Origin of the sequence: Vibrio harveyi (assembly GCF_030060435.1) — a bacterium.
In the GTDB taxonomy this organism is placed as follows: domain Bacteria; phylum Pseudomonadota; class Gammaproteobacteria; order Enterobacterales; family Vibrionaceae; genus Vibrio; species Vibrio harveyi.
Window position 1 is genome coordinate 390,999 of record NZ_CP125875.1, and the last position, 12,667, is coordinate 403,665.

The window sequence follows — 12,667 nt, forward strand, 5'->3', positions numbered from 1 at the left end:
TAGGGGTTAAGCTTGCGCTTGTTCTGCTTCTTCTTCGGTTTCGCACTGGTTAGGGATAGTACAGCCGTGACCTTGCTTTGGCAGATATGCAGCAATCGCTTTCGGGTACAACCAACCACCGAAGCAAGCACCTGCGATAGGAGCAAGAATTGGAACAATAAAGTATGGAATTTCACGCGCGCCAGTCAGGGCATAATCCCAACCTGCGAAGTAGGCAAACAGCTTAGGACCAAAGTCACGTGCAGGGTTCATCGCAAAGCCTGTTAGTGGACCTAGAGAACCGCCGATTACCGCAATTAGGATACCGATCAGTAGAGGGTTCATCGCGCCGCGAGGTGCGCCATTGTTCTCATCACCAAGAGCAAGAATGGCAAACATCAGCACTGCAGTAATCACGAATTCCACAGCAAAAGCGCCAAAGAAAGAGAGAGAAGCATGTGGGTAAGTCGAGAAAATGCCCGCTGTGGCTAATGCGTCTTGGCTGCTACGAACGAAGTTGTGTGCGATTTCGTAATCCGTAAAGAGGTTGCTGTACAAGCTGTAGACCAAAGCAGCAGAGCAAAATGCACCTAGCATTTGCGCAATGATATAAGGCACAACTTTCGCCTTATCAAATCCATGGAACATCGCCAGTGCGATAGTTACGGCAGGGTTGATGTGTGCACCGGATACGCCCGCAGTACAGTAAATAGCGATGGCGACGCCAAAGCCCCATACAATACTGATTTCCCATTGACCAAATTGAGCCCCGGTCAAAACGAGTGCAGCAACACAGCCTACGCCAAAAAAGATAAGTAATCCTGTACCGATAAACTCGGCCAAACATTCTCCGAGCAGTGAGGGGTGTTTGTTCGTTGTCATGTTAAGAGTCCTTTAATATTTATGCTTATCTAGCACGGTTCTATTGTGCATATATAAACGTTTGCGAAAACAAACGAGCGCTAAAAATGAGCGTTTGAGCATAAATTTGTTAATCAAACTCTTCGTTTTTGTTAATTGACGCATCTTTTGCTCAAAAAGGAAACTCGATAAAACGAATTATGGTCTTCAATTTTGCTTTGATAGACTAAAACTACCGATGTGAAAATCAATGCACAAACTGGTAAGAGGAGTTTTGTGAACCTGCTTCGCGAATGGTGGGAAAATACTCAGATTATTGGTCGAAAACTAACCCTAAAGAGCTAGCTAACACTAATGATGATAAGGGATTGCTGATATTCATTCGCTCGTTGCTAAGAGCTACGCCATCTCAAAGAAAGAAGACCGTTTCCCGTAGCACATATGCCATCTTTTGCTTGGAGACGACCTCTAAATGTACGTTGGAAGCGGTGGGCTTATGTTGACCCTAATTGTTAACGCGATGACATTGTTGCAACACGCCACAATTGAGGCGTTTGATGGCTTAAATCACGTGCTTCGTCTCTTCAACTTCCACCTTTTATCCATTTTTGTGGTCATTTGAGCACTTGATTCACTTAATATTGTGCTGATTTTGTTCGTTTACGCACTTCGTGTTCTATGTGGACAGTAACGAAATCTGCAGAAAGTGGAAGCGCAGTCTAATTAAAAGCCTCTAATTTTCTGTATTTACTGAAATTTAATTCTTATGCAACATTTGTCACAGAAATAAAAATCGAATTTCATAAAATGCATTCACTTTCGAACGAAACTCCTTTTTGCTCGTTCGCGATTTTATACTCCCTACCATCGCTCACATTATTAATGAGGTTCCTATGTTTGGAATATTCAAACCTAAGGCGCACATCGATCGTTTATCGTCCGATAAGATCGATGGCACTTATTCCCGCTTACGTTGGCAACTCTTTATCGGCATCTTTGTTGGTTACGCTGGCTACTACCTGGTTCGTAAAAACTTTAGCTTGGCGATGCCTTATCTTATTGAACAAGGTTTTAGTCGTGGTGACTTAGGTGTTGCCTTAGCTGCGGTATCTATTGCTTACGGTTTATCAAAATTCTTAATGGGCAGTGTTTCTGACCGCTCAAACCCTCGTTACTTTTTAAGTGGCGGTCTATTAATGTCAGCGCTTGTGATGTTCTGCTTCGGCTTTATGCCTTGGGCTACTGGCAGCATTACAGCGATGTTTATTCTATTGTTCCTAAACGGTTGGTTCCAAGGTATGGGATGGCCTGCCTGTGGTCGAACCATGGTTCACTGGTGGTCGCGCAAAGAGCGTGGCGAGATAGTGTCGGTTTGGAACGTGGCACATAACGTGGGTGGTGGTTTAATTGGTCCGCTGTTCATCCTTGGTCTTTGGGCATTCAACGACGATTGGCGCACCGCTTTCTATGTACCTGCATTTTTTGCCACGCTCGTAGCTGCCTTTATTTGGTTCACCGTAAGAGATACACCGCAGTCTTGTGGTCTTCCGCCAATTGAAGAGTATAAAGATGATTACCCTGATGATTACGACAAGTCACACGAAAAAGAAATGACGGCGAAGGAAATTTTCTTCAAGTATGTCTTTTCTAATAAGTTGTTGTGGTCAATTGCGATTGCGAACGCGTTTGTTTACCTGATCCGCTACGGTGTGCTGGACTGGGCGCCGGTATACCTTAAAGAAGCGAAGGACTTCTCGGTTGATAAATCTTCTTGGGCTTACTTCCTATACGAGTGGGCTGGTATCCCAGGTACGCTATTGTGTGGTTGGATTTCAGACAAGCTGTTTAAAGGTCGTCGTGCTCCTGCCGGTATTCTATTTATGGCGTTAGTAACCGTAGCGGTGTTGGTTTACTGGTTCAACCCAGCAGGTAACCCAGCAGTAGATATGATGGCGCTGGTTGCAATCGGCTTCTTGATTTACGGTCCGGTAATGTTGATTGGTTTGTATGCGCTAGAGCTTGCTCCTAAGAAAGCGGCAGGTACGGCTGCAGGTCTAACTGGCTTATTTGGTTACTTGGGTGGTGCGGTAGCGGCAAACGCGATTCTTGGCTATACAGTAGACCACTTCGGCTGGGATGGCGGCTTTATCATCCTAATCGGTTCATGTATCACCTCTATCGTTTGTCTAACTTACGCATTTCTTGGCGAGCGTGCTCACCATGAACAAAAAGCGCGTGAGAAAGAAGCATTGGCGTCATAAAACATTAAAGGGGCGGTGGAATACTGCCCCTTCAATAAGCTAAGGAAAGAACAATGAAAACAACGTCAGTTTGCATGACGGTTCTCGCTCTGAGCATCTCAGCTGGAGCTATTGCACAACCGCTTGTTATCGCGCACCGTGGCGCATCGGGTTATCTACCAGAACATACTTTAGAAGCAAAAGCGTTGGCGTACGCGATGAAACCAGACTACATCGAACAAGATGTGGTGATGACCAAAGACGATCAACTCGTTGTATTGCATGATCATTACCTCGATCGCGTGACCGATGTAGCTGAGCGATTCCCGGATCGTGCCCGTAAAGATGGTCGTTACTATGCGATTGATTTCACGTTGGCAGAAATCAAATCATTGCGAGTCACTGAAGGCTTTAACATTGATGATAAAGGTAACAAGGTTGCTGGCTATCCGACACGATTCCCAATGTGGAAATCAGACTTCACCGTACCTACTTTTGCTGAAGAGATTGAGCTGATCCAAGGCTTAAACAAAACGCTGGGTTATGACATCGGTATTTACCCGGAAATCAAAGCGCCGTGGTTCCATCGTCATGAAGGCAAAGACATCTCAAAAGCGGTGCTTAAAGTTTTAAAACAGTACGGTTACGATTCGCAAGACGACAAAGTATACCTTCAGTGTTTTGATGCGAATGAGCTTCAGCGCATCAACAGTGAACTCATGCCCGCAATGGACATGGATTTAAAGCTCGTTCAGCTTATGGCTTACACCGATTGGAACGAGACCATGGAGTACAAAGGCGAAAAAGCAACACCATACAGTTATGACTGGATGTTTGAAGCCAATGGTATGAAGAAGGTCGCGGAATACGCGGAAGGGATCGGTCCTTGGAAACCAATGTTGGTGGATGACAAATCAACCAAGGATAACATCATCATCAAACCTTTGATGAAAGCGGCAAAAGACGCGGGTTTGCAAGTGCATCCTTATACTTTCCGTGCGGATCCAGGGCGTATTCCTGCTTACACCGACAGCTTCGATGGCATGATGGACATCTTCTACAATCAGGTGAAAGTGGATGGTTTGTTTACTGACTTCCCTGATAAAGCAGTGAACTTTCTGAACAAGTAAAATTCTAAAAAGCTGAGTATTTGAAGTTCTCAGTATTACGTCACACGCCATGTCGTAACAATGTGCCCTCTCTCAGGCAATAAAAAATCCCCCAACAGTTTCCTGTTGGGGGATTTTTCGTAGGGCTAATTCACTGCAATACCTAAATGACTTCAAGATGCTCAGTTCAGAGTCTGGTCACTGATAAAATGACGAAGTGAAATAGCTCGCTATTTTCAAGTTATTTGACGTGGGAATCGTGATAGTGACACGCTCCCAAAGGGCGAGTTGTCTTGGCTTTCATGCTTTGTTAACGAGCTTTGATTTAGATTGACTAGATCTTCAACTCGTTGCTGCGCCTGCAAGCCAAGTCAGCCTCGCTGAATCAAGCATCTCGAGGTTATTTGGGTATTCTTATTAGTTGTTTTTATGCAGTTCGCTGTTCAGTTCAACCGCGCTCTTGTTTGCAAGACACTCGATTTGACCTGTTACAGAGTTACGACGGAATAGTAGGTCAGAAACACCAGCAAGATCGCGTGCTTTTACTACTTCTACTTCTTGACCTGCAGAATCTAGCATGCGCACTTTAGAGCCAGCGGTTACGTATAGACCTGATTCGATAGTACAACGGTCACCCATTGGGAAACCAAGACCTGCGTTTGCGCCTAGTAGAGAGTTTTCACCGATAGAAACTACAACTTTACCGCCGCCAGATAGCGTACCCATGATAGATGCGCCACCGCCGATGTCAGAACCGTTACCAACCACTACGCCAGCAGAGATACGACCTTCAACCATGCTCACGCCAGTTGTACCCGCGTTAAAGTTGATGAAGCCTTCGTGCATTACCGTTGTGCCTTCGCCAACGTGTGCGCCAAGACGTACGCGAGAAGTGTCAGCGATACGGACACCAGTTGGTACCACGTAGTCCACCATTTTAGGGAACTTGTCTACGCAATCTACGCTTAGTGCACGACCCGCTAGGCGAGCTTCGATTTGACGCTCTGCTAGTTCAGGTAGGTCGATTGGACCTTCATTAGTCCATGCGATGTTGTGTAGTAGACCGAAGATACCGTCTAGTACCGTACCGTGTGGTTGAACTAGGCGGTTAGAGATAAGTTGAAGTTTTAGGAAACCTTCAGCAACGCTTTGTGGCTGCTCGTCAGTTGCAAGGATAACCAGTACAAGTGGTTGTGCTGATTCTGCTGCTTTTGCTGCGAAAGAAGCGTTTGCCGCATCGCCGTTTGCTTCAAATGCTGCTGCCAGTCCTGCGCTTTGTGCTGCAGAGATCTCGATAGCTTGGTTGCCTTGCTCGTAACCTGCTACTGCTGCTAGTGCGTTAACAAGCGCTTCGCTTGGGTTAAGAACTGGGTTTGGGAAAAACGCTTCGATGATTTTGCCGTCGCGATTTTTAGTTGCCGTACCAAAGGCTAGAGAGAAGAAAGCCATAGTTGATCTCCATGTGTTGAGTCTTGTGTCTCGTCTGTTCACTGACAAGAAATAATTAAGTTGTCAGTCATCATAAAGAGAGTGTTGGGGAGTTTAAAGAGGGGAAATGGAGAAAGTCTGTAGATGGATACCTTTTGTCTTTTTAGAGATATGTTTGTCTGATGAGAAATGTGTCGCAAAAGCCTTCTCAGACCGATTTGGGGTAAAGACAAAGTGAAGTTGGAAAAGGGGCATAGCAAAAAATAAGGGGAGGACCGAAGTCACTCCCCCTACACTGGGTTTGTTGGATTTAATCGCTTTGGATAGAAAGCGATTAAATCGGCTTAAAGGCTAAGTTCACCGACGGCTACGGCAAGTGCAACAGTTGCACCTACCATTGGATTGTTACCCATACCGATGAAGCCCATCATCGCTACGTGTGCAGGTACTGAAGAGCTGCCCGCGAATTGTGCATCGGCGTGCATGCGACCCATGGTATCGGTCATACCGTAAGAGGCAGGACCTGCCGCCACGTTATCTGGGTGTAGAGTACGACCAGTACCACCGCCTGATGCCACAGAGAAGTAAGGCATGCCTTCACGATTACGTTCTGCTTTGTAGATGCCTGCTACTGGGTGTTGGAAGCGAGTCGGGTTGGTTGAGTTACCAGTGATGCTCACATCCACTTGTTCTTTATGCATGATAGCCACGCCTTCACGTACATCGTCTGCACCGTAGCAAAGGATCTCACCACGTGGACCTTGGGAGAAACGGCGACGTTCTACTTCCACTAACTCACCAGTTTGGTAGTTGTATTGAGTGCGTACGTAAGTGAAACCATTGATGCGTGAGATTAGGTAAGCGGCGTCTTTACCTAAACCATTCAGGATCACTTTCAACGGATTTTTGCGTGATTTGTTCACGTTCAATGCGATTTTGATTGCGCCTTCTGCCGCTGCGAATGACTCGTGACCGGCAAGGAAAGCGAAACAGCCACTTTCTTCATTCAATAGACGAGCCGCCAATGCACCGTGACCGATACCCACTTGGCGTTGCTCTGCCACGCTGCCGGGTTTAGTGCACGCCTGAAGACCTTCACCGATTATGTTTGCTGCTTCTTCTGCTGTTTTTGCTCCGCGGAAAATCGCCAAAGCGGTGCCTAGTGTGTAGGCATCTGCCGCGCTTTCAAACGCGATAGGTTGAGTGTCCATCACTAGTGCTTTAGGGTCGATACCACGATCCATACAGTATTGGTAAGCCTCTTCCAGAGAAGAAAGTTGCATTTCGTCTAATGTGCGACGTACAGATTCAGTAATTGGAGTGTTCATAATCTCTTTCCTCTTGGTGGCAATTATTGTTGGCGTGGGTTAATGGTCGTTACTGCTTCGTCAAAACGACCGTAAGTGCCCGTTGCTTTGTCTGCTGCTTCTGCTGCAGATACGCCTTCGTTGATGGCTTTCATCATCTTGCCTAGGTTGAGATATTGGTAACCAATCACTTCTTTGTTTTCGTCTAGCGCGAGTTTGGTTACATAGCCTTCAGCTAACTCCATGTAACGCACGCCTTTTGCTTTGGTTGAGTAGCTTGTACCCACTTGGCTGCGTTGAGTTTGACCAAGATCTTCCAGTGCCGCGCCAATTTCCAAGCCGCCTTCAGAGAAAGCAGATTGAGTACGACCGTAAACAAATTGAAGGAAGATTTCGCGCATCGCGACGTTGATAGCATCACACACTAAGTCAGTGTTGAGTGCTTCAAGAATGGTTTTACCGGTTAGGATTTCTGCGGCCATCGCTGCAGATTGAGTCATGCCTGAACAGCCGATCGTTTCGATCAAAGCTTCTTCGATGATGCCGTTTTTGACGTTAAGGGTCAGTTTTGCTGCACCTTGTTGAGGAGCACAAGCACCAACGCCGTGGCTAAGACCGGAAATCGCGATAACGTCTTTTGGATTGATCATTGCGCCTTCAACAGGGATCGGTGCAGAAGCATGAAGATCGCCGCGTTGAATCGGGCACATTGATTGGATTTCGTGTGAGTATTGCATAATGTTTTCCCAGTGTACGATATCCAGCATATTGGTCAGACTCAACGGCGTTGACTGCTCTTATTCGCTCCATCAAATAGAAAAACTATGTTCAGGAGGCTTACGCGTTTGTCGCCTTGTTGAGTTAACAACTATTTTGGATATCTTTTTAATTTTTGAGAAAACAGGAGCGGGGTTGGAGAAGAGTTGAATTGCTCACTACAGAACTCTTACTTTTACACTAGAGGCAAAAGTACTTCCAACAGGGCTTACCTGTTCTCGTTTCTGTAGGAGTCATCAGCTTTAAAAGCGGTTTGAATCTTTCGATTCCGGTGGTACCCCATCACCGTGCCCATTTAGATTAGATCTAAGTCACACTAATCTGCAACATGAAATTTAGAGCAATTTGGGATATTAAATCGGTTCTTTATATTCTCAGAGATATATGGCGATTAATGCAACGCATAAAAAAACGCCGCATGGTGCGACGTTTTTTTGAAACAAATGAGAGGCTTATGCAGCGTCTTCTTGTTCGCTATCTTCTTCAACAGCTTCAAGCTTCTTTGCTTTTTTTGGCGCAGGCTTACGTTTTGCACCCAAAGCGTAAAGTACTTCTTCTTTGTTTTGCGCAAGGAACATTGCAAGATCTTCTTGCTTACCTTCGTCTTCTAGAAGTTCACTTTTACCTAGCAGTGAGAATAACTCGTCTGCCATATCCAGCATTTTGTCGTATGCGTCAGCTTCCGCTTTAGAGGTAAAAGTCATTTTCTCTTCTCCATTGCGTTCTACCACGTACTTGACGATTACAGCCATGGTTGGTCCTCTAACTTGATGAATTTATACTGGCTTTTTATACAGTTTTTGACCAATTAAGTCTAGCGACAAGCCTCAGAATGAGAGCCGGGTACAACTAACTGACCAGCATTTGAGCTATCTACCTTGGATTCTCTACCTTGAACTATCCACCTCGAACTAGTCATCTTTAAGGTGCGGGTTCTCTGGGCGTTCCCAATTTTGGCAGAATTCAATAAACGTGCGCAGAAGTGGGTTTTGATACTTCTCTTTGTGGATCAAAAGCCAGAAGCGGCGCTTCATATCCAAAGGCATGTTGAGCATCTTCACTCGACCATCGCGAATTGCAGGTTCTGCGGATAAGCGCGACAAACAACCTAAACCAAGCCCAGCAGATACCGAATTGATCAGCGCTTCAGTGGTGTTGAGCTGAAAAGCCTCATGCCAATGCTCTAAACGTGGAGCGATAACGCGCATAAAAAACTCTCGAGAACCAGAACCAGCTTCACGCAGAATCCACTCGGTGTCTTCGAGTTCATTTAGGCTGATAGGTCCTTCGTCATAGTTAGGGTAATCAGGTGGACAAATCACACACATTTCATCTTCGCTGAATTGCGTTGATTCTAGCTCTGGATGTATGGTCTTGCCCTCAATGAGCGCGATGTCGAGTTCGTAAGCGATCAACATGTCACAAATCTGGGCAGAGTTGGAGATGAACAAACTCTGTGATTGGTGATTCGTTTCATCACGAAAATCACTTAACAGGTAAGGCGCAACTTGGTTGCCGATGGTGTCACTGGCACCGATGCGAAGCAGCCCTGATAAGGTTTGGTCGCCATCGAACACACTCTCAATATCCCGAGCTCGGTTGAGGAGTTCATCCGCGAGGGGCAAAAGTTTTTGTCCTTCTTGGTTGAGAATTAAGCGGTTGTTCACCCGGTCAAATAGGTGATGTCCGATTTGTTTCTCTAACTCAGACAATGCCATACTTACCGCTGCTTTCGAAAGAAACAGGCTTTCTGAAGCCGCTGTCAGCGTTTTGTGCTGAGTGATCGTAGTAAAAACTTTCAGTTGTTTAAGAGAGATATGACTAGGCATGATATTCCGTTAAGTAAATCTGAACGTTAGTTTTAAATAATTAGATATATTGGAACGAAGTGCAAGAGTAATATACACCCCATAGAAAGTTAGCCTAGATTTTGAGGTCGTAATGATTCAAAGAACAAAAGCAAAAGTAATGGGAGCACCAACCCCAATGGCGGGTCTGGCTCTTGGTATTGCGAGCTTGGGTTGGAGTTGGGAAAACTTCGCCGAATTACATGGCTATGGACAGTGGATTAGCGCAGGTATTGCAAGTGTATTGCTAGCAATCTTGGCGGTTAAATTTCTTTTTCACAATCACTTGTTAAGACAAGATCTTGCGCACCCTGTGGTGGGTAGTGTCGTTCCAACTTTCGCAATGGGAACTATGGTGGTTTCAAACTCACTAGGGCATTTCTTCTCTGTTGCAGGTGACGTGCTTTGGTTAGTGGCGGTAGCTTTACATATCGTGTTCCTTGTGAGCTTTTTGTACCACCGCGCGAAAGATTTCGAACTACACCACATGGTGCCAAGCTGGTTCGTACCGCCAGTGGGTATTATCGTTGCAGACGTGTCTTTCTCTGGTAACCCAGTGCTTGCACCAATTGCACATGGTGCATTGATCTTCGGTATGGTGGCTTACGCTGTGATGCTGCCAATGATGATCTACCGTTTCATGTTCACTCATGAAATTCCAGATGCAGCAAAACCAACAATGGCAATCATGGCGGCACCAGCAAGCCTATCGTTGGCCGGTTACCTAACTGTAACAGCGACGCCTTCACCAGTGATTATTGCTCTATTGTTTGGTATCGCGGTATTGATGACAGCCATCATCTACTTAGCTTTCTTTAAACTGCTAAGACTGCCATTTAGCCCTGGCTATGCAGCGTTTACCTTCCCAATGGTGATTGGTGCGACAGCTCTGTTCAAAACAGCAAATTGGATGGAAGCAAATGGTCTAGCAGCGCACTATGTACAACAAGTTCGTGGTCTAGCAGGCATCGAATTAATTGTGGCAACGATTGTGGTGACTTACGTAGGTTTGCAATACATCAATAACTTGCTCATTCAACCACGCTTGATGACCACACATCACGCATAAAGCTGAAGTTTTACTCGTAAAGCAAAGTCTTTTGGTCTCTCTCGCCAAGAGGCTTTTTTTATATTGGTAGACTAGGTTATACGTCGACGAATAGATTCTATGTTGACGAGTAGATAAAAAAGCCACCCGAATAGGGTGGCAGGAAAGTTCGACACAATACTAATTCATCAAACTAGGGACTGGTTATCCCTTGTTGTAAAAGCGCGACATTTCATCCAACGATTGTTGGATGGCGTTCACTGGTACTTGGTGTTCGTTATCAACTTTCAATTGGTTATTGAGTTGCTGAGAGTGCCCACCAGGGTTTACCACTAACATAGTTTCTTTACCTACCAGCGCATAGTTGTAATAGCTTCCAGCGATGAACCAATCTCGCGGAACGCAATTGTCAAACAAGTCTCGTCCTACACTGTAAGATTGGGTTTCCCCTTTAACGTCGAATAGCTCGTTCATTAGGGTTGGCACGATATCAAAGTGCGTTGTGCGGTAATTAATTTGTTCCGGCTGATGATCTGGCAGATAAACGTACAGCGGCACGTGTACTTGAGTATCACTGTAGTTACCCGTATGACCCCAGTAGTTCATTTTATGATCGTTAAATTCCTCCCCATGATCGGAGGTAATCACGATAATGGTGTTCTCCAGATCAACGTTTTTCAGAACTTTTTCGATCAAACTATCAATGAAATATAACGAGTTCTTATAGCGGTTGTGGTAAAGCGAGGCGTCAAAATCGTTATCGAGCAGAATATGATCGACGCGCTCCCAGTAAGGTTTGAATTTGGCAAATTCAGGTTCTGGGAAACTGGTGCCGTGGGCAGAGTCATAAAACAAGAAGCTAAAGTATGGTTTGTCGCTATCCTGCTTTTGAAACTGAATAAACTCATCGGTGATCTGTTGATCTCGTTCGATTTGTGTTTCGCCAGTCTGCTTTAACGTAAGATCTTTCACCTTCTTAAAGACAGTGCGAGACAAAGGTGGGCTGGTTAATGGTGCGGAGCCAAAAATGCCCATTCGATAGCCTTGGTTTTGCAATGTATCCATGAATACAGGCGATTTCTGACTCGCATAAAAGCTGTTCCAATACGTTGCTGGTAAGCTGTAGAACAGGCTGAAAATGCCCGCTTGAGTAGAGTTACCACCGCTCATGTGTTGAGAGAAGTTGACCGTTTTTTCGGTGAACTTGCTGACATTTGGCATGATGTCAGGTGTTGCATCGCTGTAGCGCCACGCATCAACCAGTATGAAAAGGACATTAGGTTGTTTATCTTTACGTTCGACTTTAATAGGCACCAATGGGTAATTGAGTGAACTGCTTTCAATATTCTTGAGTTCTACTCGGTTTTGAGATGCGATGCTTTGGTCAACTAAACCGTGACGGTAGATAAATTGGCGTGCAGTGAGTGGGTAATACAGTGGCCAGTTATTTGAAAATTGGCTGACTTCATCATCGTAGAGCGCATTTTTATAAGCGTGGATCATCTGGCTACTTAGCAGCAAAGCAAACCAAATGCTGAGCAGGATAAACTTCCCCCGGCTCTGAACAAGTTTGTGACTAAGCCAAACGGTACATGCGAGACCAATGATAAGCAGTGCAATGTCGCTAACAAAGATCAGCCAGCTCATCCAAGAGATTTCAAATACGTCACGACCGCCTTCAAAGAACATGCGGATCAGTAGACCATTGATGTGCAGTTTGTATTGCTGGAAAACGAGGATATCGACTTTCAGCATGATCAAGATTGCGATTGCAATGGCGATCACAACGACTTTGAACATGCGTGCCGGCAGAAAGGACAGCAATAAACAACCTAACATCATTGGCATAGCAATCAATCCCAGCCAGCCTAGTTGTGTCGCGACTAAGTAGTACTTTTGCAGAAATGTGAGCGGTTCTGCTTGGCTATTTGACAGCAAAAATGGGTAACAAGCGATCGACAGATAAAGAGCAAAGCAGGCAAAAAAAGCCATCAGCCAAGCACTATTAGAAGAAAGTTTGCGTAACATACTTTGATATTCCAGTATTTCTCGCCCATTTAATTGAACTTAG

At 45.3% G+C, this 12,667-nt stretch carries 10 protein-coding genes and 1 riboswitch; of the genes, 3 read left to right on the forward strand and 7 right to left on the reverse strand.

The annotated features are described in order from the left end of the window. Positions 1 to 6: 6 nt before the first annotated feature. Entirely contained in the window at positions 7 to 861 is an 855-nt protein-coding gene (locus QMY49_RS01825; protein WP_005450895.1) for an MIP/aquaporin family protein, read from the reverse strand. 872 nt (positions 862 to 1,733) lie between these two features. Here QMY49_RS01825 and glpT point away from each other — a divergent pair. Both glpT and glpQ read left to right on the forward strand, forming a co-directional pair. Continuing rightward, complete coding sequence (glpT, locus tag QMY49_RS01830) at positions 1,734 to 3,101, forward strand: glycerol-3-phosphate transporter (RefSeq protein WP_005450898.1); 1,368 nt, start codon at positions 1,734 to 1,736, stop codon at positions 3,099 to 3,101. Between the two features lie 53 nt (positions 3,102 to 3,154). Continuing rightward, entirely contained in the window at positions 3,155 to 4,210 is a 1,056-nt protein-coding gene (gene glpQ / locus QMY49_RS01835) for a glycerophosphodiester phosphodiesterase (RefSeq protein WP_005450899.1), read from the forward strand. A gap of 396 nt (positions 4,211 to 4,606) precedes the next feature. On the opposite strand, the gene dapD is transcribed toward glpQ, so the two are convergent. From dapD to QMY49_RS01860, 5 genes are all read right to left on the reverse strand, one after another. Beyond that, on the reverse strand, positions 4,607 to 5,638 hold the full coding sequence (gene dapD / locus QMY49_RS01840; protein WP_283312589.1) for a 2,3,4,5-tetrahydropyridine-2,6-dicarboxylate N-succinyltransferase: 1,032 nt from the start codon (positions 5,636 to 5,638) through the stop codon (positions 4,607 to 4,609). 323 nt (positions 5,639 to 5,961) lie between these two features. Then, on the reverse strand, positions 5,962 to 6,945 hold the full coding sequence (locus QMY49_RS01845; protein ID WP_009698677.1) for a GGGtGRT protein: 984 nt from the start codon (positions 6,943 to 6,945) through the stop codon (positions 5,962 to 5,964). A gap of 23 nt (positions 6,946 to 6,968) precedes the next feature. Continuing rightward, positions 6,969 to 7,661, reverse strand: a complete 693-nt coding sequence (locus tag QMY49_RS01850) for an iron-sulfur cluster assembly scaffold protein (protein WP_005386501.1) — start codon at positions 7,659 to 7,661, stop codon at positions 6,969 to 6,971. A gap of 260 nt (positions 7,662 to 7,921) precedes the next feature. Next, positions 7,922 to 7,997: riboswitch (Fluoride riboswitch) on the reverse strand. Positions 7,998 to 8,153: 156 nt separating this feature from the next. Beyond that, a complete protein-coding gene (locus QMY49_RS01855) occupies positions 8,154 to 8,453 on the reverse strand; it encodes a YebG family protein (RefSeq protein WP_005380208.1) in 300 nt (99 codons plus the stop codon). 159 nt (positions 8,454 to 8,612) lie between these two features. Continuing rightward, entirely contained in the window at positions 8,613 to 9,530 is a 918-nt protein-coding gene (locus tag QMY49_RS01860; protein WP_005450906.1) for a LysR substrate-binding domain-containing protein, read from the reverse strand. A gap of 112 nt (positions 9,531 to 9,642) precedes the next feature. On the opposite strand from QMY49_RS01860, the gene QMY49_RS01865 reads away from it, so the two are divergent. After that, entirely contained in the window at positions 9,643 to 10,617 is a 975-nt protein-coding gene (locus tag QMY49_RS01865) for a TDT family transporter (RefSeq protein ID WP_005450908.1), read from the forward strand. A 183-nt stretch (positions 10,618 to 10,800) separates the two neighbouring features. Here QMY49_RS01865 and QMY49_RS01870 read toward each other — a convergent pair whose 3' ends face one another. Next, on the reverse strand, positions 10,801 to 12,624 hold the full coding sequence (locus QMY49_RS01870) for a DUF3413 domain-containing protein (protein ID WP_283312592.1): 1,824 nt from the start codon (positions 12,622 to 12,624) through the stop codon (positions 10,801 to 10,803). Positions 12,625 to 12,667 lie beyond the last annotated feature (43 nt).